Source organism: uncultured Desulfovibrio sp. (assembly GCF_944324505.1).
Classification (GTDB): domain Bacteria; phylum Desulfobacterota; class Desulfovibrionia; order Desulfovibrionales; family Desulfovibrionaceae; genus Desulfovibrio.
Genome location: NZ_CALUWO010000004.1, coordinates 36,220 through 51,196 on the forward strand (window position 1 = coordinate 36,220; position 14,977 = coordinate 51,196).

Below are 14,977 nucleotides of genomic sequence, written 5' to 3' on the forward strand. Positions count from 1 at the left end.
CGCACCCTGCCCGCTCAGGCGGCATAGATTTCCGCTTCCAGCCCGCGCAGGGCGTCAAGCAGGCCCTGACGCCCGCCGAACAGGTCGGCAAGGCTGCGCGGGCTGCCCATGCGGTTGAACGGCGGCAGGGCCAGAACGCCGAGGTCTTCCAGCTGGCTGATGCCCGCATCCTGATACTTGTCCAGCAGGGCCGAAAGGACGGCGCGGGCCTGTTCGGAATAGCGGTGCAGGTAATCGCGCTTTCTGACCCGGGCGGCGCGTTCGGCGCGGGTAAGGGGCTTCTGGTCGAAGGCAATATGGCAGATAAGGTCAAAATCGTCGATATCCGTCTTGCCGGAGACCTCGCGCAGCATGGCAAGGGGCACGCCCTGCCGGCTCAGCTCTTCCACAATGGCCTGCTTGCGGGCTTCGACATTCCAGGCATGGAGGAAGGTATCCAGCGTGGCAAACTTCTGCCGGATGTTGCGGCGGGAATAATCGATCAGACTTTCCGTGACCAGCTTGCCGTCCTCGCCGTAATACTGCACCTGCTCGTGCACGATGCTGACATCCACGCCATGGATGCGGGGCGTGGGCTGGCGCTCCGTCTCCGGCCGGGGCGGCCGCGCACTGTCGCCGCCGGGCGGCAGGGCCGGGTCATCCGGCAGGGGCGGGTCATCTGGAAGAGCCGGATCGTCCGGCGGCAGGGGGTCGCCGTCAAAGTCGGGATCGGCAAACAGGCGGCAGGCATCGCGAAAGTCCATGATGGTGAAGAACCACTTGCCGTTCTCCGGCCGCAGGCGCGAGCCGCGCCCGATGATCTGCTTGAACTCGGTCATGGAATTGATGACGTTATCCAGCACGATGAGCTTGCAGGTCTTGCAGTCCGCGCCGGTGGTCAGCAGGCGGGAAGTGGTGACAATGACCGGAAAAGGGGAATCCGGATCGAGAAAATTGTCGAGCTGGGCCTTGCCCTGGGGATTGTCGCCGGTGATGCGCATGACATAGCGGGGATGACGGGCCACGAGGTCGGCATTTTCGTTGACCAGCGCCTGCCGCATGCGCTCGGCGTGATCGATGTTGGCGCAGAAGACGATGGTCTTGGCAAAGCGGTCGTTATCCTTCAGAAACTCGCTGACGCGGCGGGCGACTGCCAGCGTGCGGTCGTCGATGATCAGGTTTCGGTCATAATCCCGCACGTTGTAGTCGCGATCCTCTATCTCGTTGCCGTAGTCGTCTATCACGCCAGGCCCTGGCCGCCAGCCGTCAAGGTCCTTGTCCAGCATGACGCGGATGACCTTGTACGGGGCCAGAAAACCGTCGTCAATGCCCTGCCGCAGGCTGTAGGTATAGACAGGCGGCCCGAAATAGCCGGAGGTGGAAACGTCCTCGCTTTCCCGGGGCGTGGCGGTAAGGCCGATCTGCGTGGCCCCGCTGAAGTAGTCGAGAATCCTGCGCCAGCGGGAATTTTCGCGCGCGCTGCCGCGGTGGCATTCGTCCACGATGATCAGATCGAAAAATCCGGGCTGAAACTGCCGGAAGGGTTCCTCGTTTTCGTCGCCGGCCAGCTGCTGATACAGGGCAAGATAGATTTCATAGGCACTGTCCAGCCTGCGATGCACAATCTTGTGCATTTTATTGCCAAAGGGCCGGAAATCCTGATTCATGGTCTGATCCACAAGGAAATTCCGGTCCGCCAGAAAAAGCACCTTGCGCCGTGCCCCGGATTTCCAGAGGCGATAGATTATCTGGAAGGCCGTATACGTCTTGCCCGTGCCCGTGGCCATGACCAGCAGCAGCCGTTTTTGCCCCCGGGCTATGGCCTCCACGGCACGGTTGACGGCTATGCGCTGATAATAGCGCGGCGTGTGCGCATCCTCGCCAAAATACCAGGGCTGATCGACAATGGCCTGCGTTTCCGGCATAAGGCTCTTGTGTGCCAGCAGGCGCTGCCACAGCGCCTCCGGCGAAGGAAACGCATGCCGCGGCAGCTCGCTTTCCCGGCCGGTCAGCATGTCGTGCTCCAGAAAACCCCGCCCGTTGGACGAGTAGGCAAAGGGAATGTCCAGCCGCGCCGCATACTCCACGGCCTGCGTCATGCCCGCCCCCAGCGGCTGGTCGTGCCGCTTTGCCTCCACGATGGCCAGCGGCATGTTGGCCCGGTAGGACAGCAGATAGTCCGCCTTGCGGCCTTCCATGCGCCGTGCCTGCGTGCCGTGCACCACCACGCGGCCTTCCGTGAAATAGTACTCCATACGTATCTGGGTATGTATGTCCCAGCCGGCCCTCATGATGTCGGGCGTGATGTAGCGGAGCTTGGTATCCTCTTCACTCAGGGGAAAGGGGGTTGCCATTGCAGTACCTCCCGCTCGTCGCGATCCGTATTTCCGAAGAGCCTATCCCAAAAGGGCAAAGAGCAAAAGCCGTTCAATGACGATACGGCCGGAGCGCGACACACTGTTGCGCATCAGGGAATGACGCTCCCCTCCCCCGCCGGCATGACATTCCGCCCGAAATATGCGACTTCTGGAAAAAGCCCCGCACGGGGCCGTCCGCATTGCTCAAGGAGGCGAACCATGCGCACCTGGACCCCCACGACCTTTTTGCAGTCTTCCGGCCTGTTCTGGGAAAGTTTTACCCTGCATGCCGCCATGGAGCTGGACATCTTTACTCCGCTGACGGACGGGCCGCTGCCCGTGGACGAGCTGGCCCGCCGAACGGCATGCAGCCCGCGCGGCCTGGACATGATGATCACGGCGCTGTGCGCGCTGGAGCTGCTGCGCCGCACAGACGACGGCCTGTGCGCCTTGACGCCCTTTGCCCGGCAGTATCTGTGCCGGGACCGCAAGGAATACCTGGGCTATATTGTGGGCCACCACCGGCGGCTGGCGCCCCGCTGGCTGGACCTGGCCGGCGCCGTGCGGGCCGGGCACAGCCTGCTGCGCTCCCGGGACGAGGCCCCCACCGATGATCACGAGTCGTTCCTTATGGGCATGCGCAATGTGGCCAATGCCCAGGCCAGCCGCAGCGTGCCGCATATCGACATCGGCCAGCGCCGCCGCCTGCTGGACCTGGGCGGCGCCACCGGCGCCTATGCCGTGCGCTTCTGCCGCGAGCATCCCGGGCTGACGGCCACGGTTTTTGACCTGCCCACCTCCCGGCCCTATGCCCGGCAGGTGCTGGAAGAGGAAGGCATGCAGGACCGCATTGCCTTTGTGGCCGGGGACTTCACGCGCGACAGCCTGCCGGCCGGCCATGACATTGCCTGGCTTTCGCAGATTCTGCACAGCCTGTCCCCCAGCATGGCGGCCTGTGTGGTGCGCAAGGCCGGGCAGGCCCTGCTGCCGGGCGGTCTGCTGCTCATTCAGGAATTTGTACTTGATGACGACCGCACGGGGCCGCCGCATCCGGCGCTGTTCGGCATGAACATGCTGGTGCAGACCCCGGAGGGCCAGGCCTATACCCAGGGAGAACTCATGACCTTCATGCGCGATGCCGGCGCGCGGGATATCCGCGTATTGCCGCTGGACCTGCCCCAGGGCTGCCGCATTCTGGCCGGCGTTGTGGGCGGCTAGCCCCGGCGCATGGCCCCATCCGCCCACCGCGGCACGGGTCGCCTTCCGTGCAAAGCGGCATACGCCGCTATGCGCACACGCCGGCACGGCGTGACGGGCACGGCACTGGAACCACAGACAGCAACCATACAGAAAAACAGAAAACCGGGATGCCCCGCGGGGCATCCCGGTGTGGTCTGACATGACGGACGGAAGCGGACTGCCTAGCCCCACACGGCCTTGCCGATCTGGTAGGCCACCACAGCCACGCCGTAGGCCAGGGCCGTATTGAAGAAGATGCTGAAGAACAGCCAGCGCCAGCCCCCGGCCTCGCGCTGGATGACCACCAGCGATACAAAGCACGGCGAATACAGCAGCACAAAGAGCATGAGCGACAGCGCGGTGGCCTTGGACCAGCCCGGCGCCTGCTGCAACAGGGTTTCCAGGGGCTTGGCGTCTTCGGGGTCCACATCGCCCAGGGAATAGGCCGTGCCCATGGTGGACACCACCGCTTCCTTGGCGGCAATGCCGGCCAGCAGGGCAATGTCCGTGCGCCATTCAAAGCCGGCGGGCAGGGTTGCCGGTTCAATGGCCTTGCCCAGGCGGCCGGCATAGCTGTAGGCCAGCTCGGCCGCGCCCTTTTCCTGCTCCACATGGGCAATCTGCTCTTCCAGGGCCGCGCGGGCGGCATCGCCTTCGGGCAGGGCTTCCAGCTGGGTATTCAGCGTTTCCAGCTGGCTGTCAAAGCGGGCGGCTTCGCTTTCGTCCAGGCGCGGATAGGTCAGGCCGGCCCAGATGATGATGGAAATGGCCAGAATGACGGTACCTGCCTTCTTGACGTACATCCACGTCCGTTCCCAGCAGTGCATGAGCACGCTGAACAGGGTGGGCATGCGGTAGGGCGGCAGCTCCATGACAAAGGGCGTGGACTCACCCTTGATGATGGTGGAGCGCAGCAGCCGGGCCACCAGCAGGGCAAAGACCCAGCCGGACAGCATGATAAGCACCATGACCGTGGGCGCCTGATCCCCGAAAAAGGCCGCCGCCAGCAGCAGAAATACCGGCAGCTTGGCCCCGCAGCTCATGTAGGGCAGGGTCAGCAGGGTTGCCAGCTTTTCCTTGGGGCTGCGCAGGGTGCGCGTGGCCATGGCGCCGGGAATGGCGCAGCCGCCCGCAATGCCGCCGGAAATGACATAGGGCATGACCGAGGCCCCGTGCAGGCCAAAGGCCCGGAAGATGCGGTCCATCATGTAGGCGATGCGGGCCATGTAGCCGCTGTCTTCCATGAAGGCAATAAGCGCAAACATGATGACGATGAGCGGTGCAAAGCTCAGCACCCCGCCCACACCGCCGATGATGCCGTCCACCACCAGCGATTGCAGGTCCCCTTCGGGAATGATCCTGCTAAAGACCTCGCCCAGGGCGGCGCAGCCCTCCTCGATCCAGCCCTGGGGATAGGCCCCGATTTCGATGGTGGCCTGAAACACCACATAGAGCACGGCCAGCATGATGAGCGGGCCGAAAAAGGCATTGGTCAGCACCTTGTCCAGCTTGTCGGACAGGGCCAGGCGGTCCTTGCCCTCATCCTGGCGCAGCACGCCGTCACGCAGCAGGCCGCGGATATAGCCATAGCGGGCGTCGGTGATGTGCGATTCCATGGACATATTGTGCGTGCTGCGGATGTGTTCCGCCACCTTGCGGCGGATGGCCTCCAGCTCGTTGGCGGCCGCGGCGCTGGCGGTGTAGACCTCCTGCCGCATTTCCTGGTCGCCTTCCATGAGCTTGACGGCCACCCAGCGGGGCACATAGCGGGGCAGCAGATTTTCGCGGCGCAGCACGGCCTCCATGGCGGCAATGCCCTCGCTGATGTCGGCGCCGTAGTTCACCACCAGCGGCTTTGTCCGGCCCTCACGGGCCAGCTGCATGGCCCGGCTCATGGCCTCGTCCAGCCCTTCGCCGGTGCGCGCCACGGCCGGAATCACCGGAATGCCCATCTTGCGCGAAAGCTGCTCCGTATCAATATGGATGCCGGCCTTGCGGGCCTCGTCCATCATGTTGCAGACCAGCACCACCGGCAGGCCCATTTCCATCATCTGCACTGTCAGCAGCAGGTTGCGCTCCAGCGCGGAGGCGTCCACCACGTTGATGACGGCATGCACGTTGCCGCTGGCCAGCTCGGCCCGGGCCACGATCTCTTCCTGCGAATAGGCCGTGAGGGAATAGGTGCCCGGCAAATCCACCAGGGTCACGGTCTCGTTGTCATGACGCAGGGTGCCTTCCTTGCGGTCCACCGTGACGCCGGGATAATTGCCCACATGCTGCCGCGCACCGGTATAGGCATTGAAAACCGTGGTTTTGCCGCAGTTGGGGTTGCCGGCCAGGGCTATGCGCAACGCCCCCTGCCGCAGCTGAACATCCGTGCTCATTCCGTCGTGCCTCCTCGTCCGGCAGAGGGCGCTGGGCCGATGCCGAAAAATTGAAATTCATTTCCGCTTATTCATGCTCCATTTGTCCGTACCTGTCAAGCCAGCCGGCTGGACAGACACTCCCGCAGCGATGACACGCCGCAGGAATGCACCATATGAATGGGTATGCGGTGGGCGCGCGCATGTTCCAGGGCCTTGCGCCTGGCCTCATGAGAAATCTTGTTGGTAAAGACGATGATGGCATCCGGGGTGCCGATCTTGTCCGTAAAATTGCGTTCATTGCGGGCAATGCACTTGAGCCTGGCTCCGCCCTCGCGGGCCGCGGCAATATAGTCCTGCTTCAGCCGGTCCATTCCACCAATAAGGGTAACGCACATGGCAATCTCCTTTTGCTTCCCGTGCGGGGCACGGGTTCTCGTTCTGCCCAGCCCGGTTATAATTGAAAAAGAATTTCAATGTCAACACAAATGCCCCCTGTTTTTTTGCAGAATGTCCGCTCCCCCCCCGGGCCGGGTGCGGCACTGTCCTCTTCCCTTTCCGGGCATTCGGTGGTAACAAGTGCGATTCCCTGCGGCCAGCCGCCGCCTGGCGGCCGGTCATATTTCTTTAGTCAGCACGAGGGCGTTCATGGCCACGCTTCCCAGCATCGTTCTGGTGGGGCGCCCCAACGTGGGCAAATCCACCCTGTTCAATCGCCTTATCCGCAGCAATCGGGCCATTACTCACGACAGGCCCGGCGTTACCCGCGACCGCATGGAGGGCATCGTCCGCCGCAACGGCCGGCCGGCCTTTGCCGTGGTGGATACGGGCGGCATCACCCTGGATGCCCATGCCGCCGTTACCGAAGGCCCGGAAGGCATCCGCGGCTTTGAGGCGGACATCCTGCGCCAGGCCGAGGCCGCCATGAAGGAAGCCTGCGCCGTGGCCTTTGTGGTGGACGGCCGGGACGGCCTGCTGCCCCTGGATGAATTTCTGGCGGCGCACGTGCGCCGCATGGGCCTGCCCACCCTTTGCGTGGTCAACAAGGTGGACGGCCTGGAACGGGAAGACGAGCTGCTGGCCGAATTTCACCGCCTGGGCTTTCCGGTGCTGGCCGTTTCCGCCGAGCACGGGCACAATATCCGCGCCCTGACGGACGAACTGGCCGCCCTTGTGCCCGAAGAGCTGCGCCCCGACGCCGGAGAAAGCCCGGAAGACCCCGCCCTGCGCCTGGCCATGCTGGGCCGCCCCAATGCGGGCAAGTCTTCCCTCATCAATGCCTTGTCCGGGGAAGAACGCATGATCGTTTCCGATGTGGCGGGCACCACCCGCGACAGCGTGGATGTGCGCTTTCAGCAGGGCGGGCAGGACTATGTCTTTGTGGATACGGCCGGTGTGCGCCGGCGCACCCGCATCACGGATATTGTGGAAAAGTATTCGGTCAATGCGGCCCTCAAGTCCACCAGCAAGGCCCAGGTCACCCTGCTTACGCTGGACGCCACCCAGGGCGTGAGCCAGCAGGACAAGCGCCTCATGGACCTGCTGGACACCCGCAAGACGCCCTTTATGGTGCTTGTCAACAAATGCGACCTGGTGCCCGCCGGAACCCTGCGCCAGCTGGAAAAGAACGTGCGCGAAATGCTGGCCTTCTGCCCGCATGTGCCGCTGCTGCCCGTGTCTGCCCTTACGGGCAGGGGCCTGGACAAGATTCTGCCCATGGCGCGCCGCATTCATGAGGAATGCGCGGTGCGCGTGCCCACCGGGCAGCTCAACCGGGCCATGGAAGAAGTGCTTACCCGCCATCAGCCGCCGGTGGTCAAGCGCGTGCGGGCCAAGTTCTTCTACCTTACCCAGGCCGAAACCCAGCCGCCCACCTTTGTCTTCTTTGTGAGTGATGCGGACCGCGTTCCCGAAAGCTATGCCCGCTATCTGGAACGTTCCCTGCGCAAGATATTCGGCATTCAGCATGCGCCCATGCGTCTGCACCTGCGTTCCAGCCACAAGAAGGACAGGGGCTAGACAAGGGAGCACTCTGGAACCGCCCCCGGAACAGCCCGTACCGCCGCAATGGGCCGTCCTGCTTGTGCCTTTTGTAACGCTGTCCCTCTTCCGGCAGCCGGTATTGCTTTTTTCCGTCCCCCGCCGGCGGGATTCGTTGACATCTCCCGGCGTCTAGGGCTAGGTTCAAAGCTCCATTTTGCGAGGCGCCAGGGAATATTCCCGCGGCGTGCTCGTGTGCAACTTTTTTTCGTGAGGAGAAGAGCGATGAAAAAAGGTATCCTCTGGCTGGCTGCCACGGCCCTGACCGTGGCCCTGGCCTCCCCGGCCCTCGCTGCCGACACCATCAAGATCGGCGTCCAGGGCGCCCATTCCGGCGACCTGGCTTCCTACGGCGTGCCCAGCCTCAACGCGGCCAAGATCGTCATTGATGAAGCCAATGCCAAGGGCGGCATCAACGGCAAGAAGATCGAACTGGTGGCCCAGGACGACCAGTGCAAGCCCGAACTGTCCACCAATGCCGCCACCAAGCTCATTTCCGACAAGGTGCGCATGGTCATGGGCCCCATCTGCTCCGGCGCCACCAATGCCGCCCTGCCCATGTTTGAAAGCGCCGACATCATCAGCATTTCTCCCACGGCCACCACGCCGGCCCTGACCCTGGAAGGCAAGCATCCCCTCTTCCTGCGCACCGTGGCCAACGACAATGCCCAGGCCCAGCTCACCAGCAGCTACATCCGTGACGTGCTCAAGGCCAAGAAGGTGGCCTACCTGCACGACAACGGCGAATACGGCAAGGGCTTTGCCGAACAGAACCGCAAAATCCTGGAAAATGCCGGCATCGAAACCGTGCTGTTTGAAGCCGTGACCCCCGATGCGGTGGACTTCTCTTCCGTGGTGCGCAAGCTGCGCCGTGCCAAGCCCGACGTGCTCGTCTTCGGCGGCTATCAGAACACCGCCTCCAAGCTGGTGCAGCAGATGCGCCGCGACCGCGTGAAGACCCCCCTGATCGGCCCTGACGGCGTGAAGGACGAAACCTTCCTCAAGATGACCGGCAAGGACAGCGAAGGCGTGCTGGCCTCCTATCCCAAGGACACCAGCTCTCTGGAAATGTACAAGAAGGCCCGTGAAGCCCACGTGGCCCGCTTCGGCAGCGAACCCGGCTTTGGCTACTACAATGCCTATGCCGCCATGCAGGCTATTCTCCGTGCCATTGAAACGGCCGGCGAAAACGCCGACACCGCCAAGCTGATGGAAGCCCTCAAGACCAACAGCGTGGATACCCCCCTGGGCAAGCTGACCTTCAACAAGAGCGGCGATGCCGCCGGTCTCGGCCTGTCCATCTATGAAGTCAAGGGCGGCAAGTTTGTGGAAACCTCCCACAGCGTCACCCTGCATTAATCCTGGCGCTCGGGCGCGGGGACATGGTCTCCGCGCCCTTTTTGCCCGTCTGCGCCACGGGTAAACCGCAAGCCCCCCGTAACGCATGGACTTCCAGTATTTTATCGAACTGTTCTTCGGCGGTCTGACGCGCGGCAGCATTTACGCGCTCATCGCCCTCGGCTACACGCTGGTTTACGGCATCATCGAGCTGATCAACTTTGCCCACGGCGAAATCTACATGCTGGGTGCCTTCACGGCCCTGCTCGTGGCCGGCGTTCTGGGTATCATGGGCTTTCCGGCGGGCGGCATTCTTATCGTTGCCGCGCTGGCGGCGGTTGTCTGGAGTGCGGCCTACGGCTATACGCTGGAAAAGGTGGCCTACAAGCCCCTGCGTGGCGCGCCCCGCCTGTCGCCCCTCATTTCGGCCATCGGCATGTCCATTTTCCTGCAAAACTATGTGCTGCTGGCGCAGACCTCCGAATACGTGCCCTTCCCGCGCCTGCTGCCCGACATGGAATTTCTGGACTATCTGGGCAATATCATGGGTCCCAGCGACTTTCTCATCCTTGTCACCAGCATGCTGGCCATGATTGCCCTGTCGCTGTTCATCCGCTTCACCAAGATGGGCAAGGCCATGCGCGCCACGGCCCAGAACCGCAAGATGGCTCTGCTGCTGGGCATCAATGCCGACCGCATCATCTCGCTGACCTTCATCGTCGGCTCTGCCCTGGCCGCCCTGGGCGGCGTGCTCATTGCCTCGCACATGGGGCAGGTGAATTTCGGCATCGGTTTTCTGGCGGGCATCAAGGCCTTTACCGCCGCCGTGCTGGGCGGCATCGGCTCCATTCCGGGTGCCGTGGTGGGCGGCCTGGTGCTGGGCATTGCCGAAAGTTTCACCACCGGCTACCTGTCGGGCAACTATGAAGATTCGCTGGCCTTTGCCCTGCTCATTCTCATTCTCATCTTCCGGCCCGACGGCATCCTCGGCAAGGCCAAAGTGCAGAAGGTGTAGCCATGATGCGGTATATCACCAAAGCCCTCGTCGCATCCTGCTGGTTCATGCTCCTGACCTTCCCGGTCATGTGCATCAAGCTCAATACCGTTGACCAGACCGTGGAATGGCGCTTCGGGCGCCTGATCATGCTGGGTGTGGGCATTTTCTTTCTGTCCATGCTCTGGAACTGGTGCTTCAGCCGCAAGTCCCGCGGCCTGCCCCTGGTCCAGCTGCCCCGGAAATACGGAGAGGCCCTGGCCTCGCTGGTGCGCCTGCCGGTGCGCAGCCTGCGCTCGCGCATCCTCTGCCTGAGCCTGCTGCTGCTGATCATGATCATCATGCCCCTGATGAGTTCCTTTTATCAGACCAATATCATGATCTCGGCCCTGCTCTATGTCATGCTGGCGCTGGGTCTCAACATTGCCGTGGGGCTTGCCGGCCAGCTGGTGCTGGGCTATGTGGCCTTCTATGCCGTGGGCGCCTATACCTATGCCCTGCTCAACCAGGCCTTTGGTCTGGGGTTCTGGGCCTGTCTGCCCGTGGGCGGCCTGATGGCCGTGCTGTTCGGTCTGGGCCTCGGCTTTCCGGTGCTGCGTCTGCGCGGTGACTATCTGGCCATCGTGACGCTGGGCTTCGGGGAAATCGTGCGCCTGACCCTGCTCAACTGGACCAGCCTCACCGGCGGTTCCGGCGGCATAAAGAACATTCCCGGCCCCGGACTGTTCGGCCAGGAACTGGATATCACCGGCAATACCATCTACATCTACTATCTGGTGCTGCTGGCGGTCATCCTGACCATCATTGTCATCAGCCGCCTCAAGAACTCCCGCGTGGGCCTTGCCCTGCAGGCCCTGCGTGAAGACGAAATCGCCTGCGAAGCCATGGGCATCGATCTGGCCAGGGTCAAGCTGGCGGCCTTTGCGCTCAGCTCCTGCTGGGCAGGCTTTGCCGGCGTCATCTTTGCGGCCAAGACTACCTTCATCAATCCGGCCAGCTTCACCTTCATGGAATCGGCCATGATCCTTTCCATGGTGGTGCTGGGCGGCATGGGGTCCATCGTGGGCGTGGTCATTGCCGCGGTCATCCTGATCCTGGCCCCTGAATATCTGCGCGCCTTTTCCGAATACCGCATGCTCCTCTTCGGCGCCATCATGGTCATCATGATGATTTTCCGTCCGCAGGGGCTGGTGACCGGCGAACGGCGCAAGTATCACATCACGGCCCTGCAAAAGAAGGAAGAACGCGCATGAATCCCGTACTTGAAGTGATTGGCCTGTCGCGGGACTTTGGGGGCCTGCGCGCGCTCAACGACCTGGACATCACCATCAACGAGGGCGAAATCGTGGCCCTCATCGGCCCCAACGGCGCAGGCAAGACCACCTTCTTCAACTGCGTGACCGGCATCTACACGCCCACGGAAGGCAAGATCTATCTGTACGACCGCAAGGGTAACAAACAGCTGCTCAACGGCCGCAAGCCGCACATCATTACCAGCATGGGCATGGCCCGTACCTTCCAGAACATCCGCCTCTTTGGCGACATGACCGTGCTGGAAAACGTCATGATCGGCCGCCACTGCCGCACCACGGCCGGCATCTGGGGCGCGCTGACGCGCAATGCCCATGCCCGCCGCGAAGAGCAGGACACCATTGACCGCGCCTACGCCCTGCTGGAAACCGTGCATCTGGACACGCTCTGGAACGAGACGGCCCGCAACCTCTCCTACGGGGCGCAGCGCCGTCTGGAAATTGCCCGCGCCCTGGCCACGGAACCGCGCATGCTGCTGCTGGACGAACCGGCTGCCGGCATGAATCCGCACGAAACGCAGGAACTGGAAACCCTTGTGCGCAGTCTGCGTGCGGATCATGATCTCTCCATCCTGCTCATCGAGCACGACATGGGCATGGTCATGTCCCTTTCCGACCGCATCTACGTCATGGAGTACGGTTCCCGCATTGCCTGCGGCACACCTGCCGAGGTGCGCACCAACCCCCGTGTCATTCAGGCCTATCTGGGAGAAAGCGACGATGCTTGAAGTCAAGGGCATTGATACCTACTACGGCAACATTCAGGCCCTGCGCGACGTGTCCCTGCGCGTGGACGACGGTGAAATCGTCACCCTCATCGGCGCCAACGGGGCAGGCAAATCCACCACGCTCATGACCATCTGCGGCATCAACCGGCCGCGCAAGGGCGAAATTCTCTGGAATGGACAGCCCATCCATACCCTGCCCCCTCACGAAATCGTGACCCTGGGCATTTCGCAGGTGCCGGAAGGCCGCCTCATCTTCCCGGACCTCAGCGTGCAGGAAAATCTGGACCTTGGCGCCTTTCTACGCAAGGACAAGCAGGGCATCCGGGAAGACATGGACTATGTTTTCGATCTCTTCCCCATTCTGGCCCAGCGCCGTCGCCAGGCCGGCGGAACCCTGTCCGGCGGGGAACAGCAGATGCTGGCCATCAGCCGCGCGCTCATGGCCCGGCCCAAGCTGCTGCTGCTGGACGAACCGTCCCTGGGGCTTGCTCCCATCATCATCCAGCAGATTTTCAAGATCATTCAGAAGGTCAATGCCGACGGCACCACGGTCTTTCTGGTGGAGCAGAACGCCAATCAGGCCCTGCGCATCGCCCACCGCGGCTACGTCATGGAAAACGGACGCATTGTCATGAGCGACAGTGCCGCCCATCTGCTGGAAAGTGCGGATATCCGCGCTGCCTACCTGGGTATGTAACGCAAGCACGCGCCGGCTGATGCCTGCGCATGTTCACGACAGGAAACGCCCGCCTTTGCACATGAGCGAAGGCGGGCGTCTTCTGTTTTTCCGACATGTTTTTTCTGCAATCGTGACGCGCGTGCGGGCATCTCCCCCGCCCGCCGTGCCGCAGCGGGACTGTCTGCTGTGCACGGACAGACAACGGGGCGCGCTCAGGCCTCCTGCACACAGCGCAGGGCCTCGTCGGCATCCGGCACCACCACAAAGGCCTGCCGCAGGGCTTCGGGCACCCGGATGGGACGCCCGCTGCGCATGTCGATATAGACCCAGCAGGTGGCGGCATCGGCCAGCACGGTCCGGTCAGACGGACGCCAGAACAGGGTGCGCCGTTCGCACTGGCCGTGCGCAAAGGAGGCTATCCACGTGCCCATGACCAGCTGGTCGCCCAGCAGAGCCGGACGCCGGTAGGTAATGGTATGCCGCCGCACCACCCAGCCCTGACCGAGGCTGTCATAGCGGGCCATGTCCCAGCCTTCTGCTGCGGAATGGCCCACGGCCACATCCTGCAACCATTCCAGATAGCGCAGGTTGCCCACCCGCTGCTGCACATCAATGTCCGACGCCTGCACGGTGAGGCGTTGCGTGAAGACCCGCATGAGACCTCCTTTCCGGCCGGGGGAACCAGCCGTCACCGGACAGCCTATACCGCGCCTGCCCGTGCTGGCAAGAAGGGGCCGCTGTCTCAGGCCAGCATTTCCAGAAAGGCTTCCAGGCGGACCTTGAGCTGCTCCGTATCGGTGCTGGAATAGTCCGTCACCACCTGCAGGAAGGGCAGGTGCAGTTCCTCCCGCACGAATTTCTTGACACTCCAGGATTCCACGTCATAGGGCTGACAGCCCTGCCACGTCAGATCCACCACCGCATCCACGGCAAAGTCCTGCGCCAGTTCCCGCAGCACCGTATAGCGCCGGGGATTGGGCGACATGACCGCGCAATGCATGTCCAGATAGCGCCGGGCCAGCACATCCAGCGCATCGCCCGGGGCCTCTGTCTGGAGCAGGACCTTCTTGTAGCAGGTGCAGTTGTCGATGCAGACCACGCTGGCGCCGCAGTCTTCCAGCAGCTGAATGACCTTGTGCGATCCCAGACCGGTGGGCACGCCGGTCAGCAGGATGCGGGGGCCTTCATGGGCAATGGCCGCGTCCGGCGTCTTCTGCACCTCTTCCCAGATGGCATCCAGCAGCACGATGGCCTGCTCATAGTCCGGCATGAAGGACGCGCGGAAACAGATATCCAGCAGGTCCATGCCGCGCAGGGGAGCTGGCTTGCGCCTGGCCAGGTCCAGCACTCGCTTCAGGGCATGACGCAGCCTGGCAGTGAGATCCATGGCCCGCTGCAAGTCATCCTCCGTGATGCGCACGCCGAAGTCCTGCTCCATGCGCTGTACCAGCAGCGCATACTGCGCCCGCCAGTAGGCAAAGGCGGCCTCGTCCTGAATCTGCGGCAGCTGCAAGAGCATGACTGGCTTGCGGGCAGCAAGCAGCTCATACATTTTCTTCTTCCCGTCGCAGGTGGTATCGGCAACCACCAGATCCGACGCGGCCAGATAGGGGCAGCTGTCCTGCAGGGCAAAACCGAAGCTGCTCTTGATAAGCGGGCACAGGCTGCGCGGCAGCATCTCTTCCGCCGCAGGAATGGAATCCTGCTTGGTCCCGCAGAGCGAAACAGGAATGGCTCCCGCTGCCAGGGCTATTTCCAGGGGAGAATAAATACAGTACTGCCCCACCACCTTCCGCCCCGCCTGATGGGCTTCCTGCAGGGTCAGCACATTGCGGTTGGTGACATCCCGAAACTGTTCAAGACTGACATAGGCCATTGGCTGCTCCTTCTGAAGGCGGGCCTGCGCTGGGCGCTCCCGCATGCTGAATGATTCCGTACCCGGCAGGAGGC

Annotated in this window: 12 protein-coding genes; 7 read left to right on the forward strand and 5 right to left on the reverse strand. The window is 62.9% G+C overall.

The window, feature by feature from the left end; translation table 11 throughout:
- Positions 1-14: 14 nt before the first annotated feature.
- A complete protein-coding gene (gene hsdR / locus Q0J57_RS05940) occupies positions 15-2,333 on the reverse strand; it encodes an EcoAI/FtnUII family type I restriction enzme subunit R (protein WP_297218252.1) in 2,319 nt (772 codons plus the stop codon).
- 222 nt (positions 2,334-2,555) lie between these two features.
- Between hsdR and Q0J57_RS05945 the strand changes: the two genes are divergently transcribed.
- Positions 2,556-3,554 carry a methyltransferase gene (locus Q0J57_RS05945; RefSeq protein ID WP_297218254.1) on the forward strand — a complete coding sequence of 333 codons (999 nt, stop codon included), beginning with the start codon at positions 2,556-2,558 and terminating at the stop codon, positions 3,552-3,554.
- A gap of 203 nt (positions 3,555-3,757) precedes the next feature.
- Here the strand turns inward: Q0J57_RS05945 and feoB are convergent, their stop codons facing one another.
- Both feoB and Q0J57_RS05955 read right to left on the reverse strand, forming a co-directional pair.
- Entirely contained in the window at positions 3,758-5,959 is a 2,202-nt protein-coding gene (gene feoB / locus Q0J57_RS05950) for a ferrous iron transport protein B (RefSeq protein WP_297218256.1), read from the reverse strand.
- Positions 5,960-6,054: 95 nt separating this feature from the next.
- Complete coding sequence (locus Q0J57_RS05955) at positions 6,055-6,336, reverse strand: DUF2325 domain-containing protein (RefSeq protein WP_297218258.1); 282 nt, start codon at positions 6,334-6,336, stop codon at positions 6,055-6,057.
- Positions 6,337-6,586: 250 nt separating this feature from the next.
- Between Q0J57_RS05955 and der the strand changes: the two genes are divergently transcribed.
- The 6 genes from der (at position 6,587) to Q0J57_RS05985 (ending at position 13,045) form a co-directional block, all read left to right on the forward strand.
- Positions 6,587-7,957, forward strand: a complete 1,371-nt coding sequence (gene der, locus Q0J57_RS05960; protein WP_297218260.1) for a ribosome biogenesis GTPase Der — start codon at positions 6,587-6,589, stop codon at positions 7,955-7,957.
- Between the two features lie 246 nt (positions 7,958-8,203).
- Positions 8,204-9,337 carry a branched-chain amino acid ABC transporter substrate-binding protein gene (locus tag Q0J57_RS05965; RefSeq protein WP_297218262.1) on the forward strand — a complete coding sequence of 378 codons (1,134 nt, stop codon included), beginning with the start codon at positions 8,204-8,206 and terminating at the stop codon, positions 9,335-9,337.
- Positions 9,338-9,422: 85 nt separating this feature from the next.
- Positions 9,423-10,331: a branched-chain amino acid ABC transporter permease LivH gene (locus Q0J57_RS05970; protein ID WP_297218264.1), complete on the forward strand. Its 909-nt coding sequence runs from the start codon at positions 9,423-9,425 to the stop codon at positions 10,329-10,331.
- 5 nt (positions 10,332-10,336) lie between these two features.
- Complete coding sequence (gene livM / locus Q0J57_RS05975; protein ID WP_297218478.1) at positions 10,337-11,563, forward strand: high-affinity branched-chain amino acid ABC transporter permease LivM; 1,227 nt, start codon at positions 10,337-10,339, stop codon at positions 11,561-11,563.
- On the forward strand, positions 11,560-12,348 hold the full coding sequence (locus Q0J57_RS05980) for an ABC transporter ATP-binding protein (protein WP_297218266.1): 789 nt from the start codon (positions 11,560-11,562) through the stop codon (positions 12,346-12,348). The genes livM and Q0J57_RS05980 overlap by 4 nt, the downstream gene beginning before the upstream one ends.
- Positions 12,341-13,045 carry an ABC transporter ATP-binding protein gene (locus Q0J57_RS05985; RefSeq protein WP_297218268.1) on the forward strand — a complete coding sequence of 235 codons (705 nt, stop codon included), beginning with the start codon at positions 12,341-12,343 and terminating at the stop codon, positions 13,043-13,045. Before Q0J57_RS05980 ends, Q0J57_RS05985 begins: the two co-directional genes overlap by 8 nt.
- Before the next feature lie 194 nt (positions 13,046-13,239).
- Here Q0J57_RS05985 and Q0J57_RS05990 read toward each other — a convergent pair whose 3' ends face one another.
- Both Q0J57_RS05990 and Q0J57_RS05995 read right to left on the reverse strand, forming a co-directional pair.
- A complete protein-coding gene (locus tag Q0J57_RS05990; protein ID WP_297218270.1) occupies positions 13,240-13,683 on the reverse strand; it encodes an acyl-CoA thioesterase in 444 nt (147 codons plus the stop codon).
- Positions 13,684-13,769: 86 nt separating this feature from the next.
- On the reverse strand, positions 13,770-14,903 hold the full coding sequence (locus tag Q0J57_RS05995; RefSeq protein WP_297218272.1) for a double-cubane-cluster-containing anaerobic reductase: 1,134 nt from the start codon (positions 14,901-14,903) through the stop codon (positions 13,770-13,772).
- Between the last annotated feature and the right edge of the window lie 74 nt (positions 14,904-14,977).

Coding starts and splice junctions, on each gene's coding strand:
- hsdR (WP_297218252.1), bottom strand. CDS start 2,333: ATGGCAACCCCCTTTCCCCTGAGTGAAGAGGATACCAAGCTCCGCTAC.
- Q0J57_RS05945 (WP_297218254.1), top strand. CDS start 2,556: ATGCGCACCTGGACCCCCACGACCTTTTTGCAGTCTTCCGGCCTGTTC.
- feoB (WP_297218256.1), bottom strand. CDS start 5,959: ATGAGCACGGATGTTCAGCTGCGGCAGGGGGCGTTGCGCATAGCCCTG.
- Q0J57_RS05955 (WP_297218258.1), bottom strand. CDS start 6,336: ATGTGCGTTACCCTTATTGGTGGAATGGACCGGCTGAAGCAGGACTAT.
- der (WP_297218260.1), top strand. CDS start 6,587: ATGGCCACGCTTCCCAGCATCGTTCTGGTGGGGCGCCCCAACGTGGGC.
- Q0J57_RS05965 (WP_297218262.1), top strand. CDS start 8,204: ATGAAAAAAGGTATCCTCTGGCTGGCTGCCACGGCCCTGACCGTGGCC.
- Q0J57_RS05970 (WP_297218264.1), top strand. CDS start 9,423: ATGGACTTCCAGTATTTTATCGAACTGTTCTTCGGCGGTCTGACGCGC.
- livM (WP_297218478.1), top strand. CDS start 10,337: ATGCGGTATATCACCAAAGCCCTCGTCGCATCCTGCTGGTTCATGCTC.
- Q0J57_RS05980 (WP_297218266.1), top strand. CDS start 11,560: ATGAATCCCGTACTTGAAGTGATTGGCCTGTCGCGGGACTTTGGGGGC.
- Q0J57_RS05985 (WP_297218268.1), top strand. CDS start 12,341: ATGCTTGAAGTCAAGGGCATTGATACCTACTACGGCAACATTCAGGCC.
- Q0J57_RS05990 (WP_297218270.1), bottom strand. CDS start 13,683: ATGCGGGTCTTCACGCAACGCCTCACCGTGCAGGCGTCGGACATTGAT.
- Q0J57_RS05995 (WP_297218272.1), bottom strand. CDS start 14,903: ATGGCCTATGTCAGTCTTGAACAGTTTCGGGATGTCACCAACCGCAAT.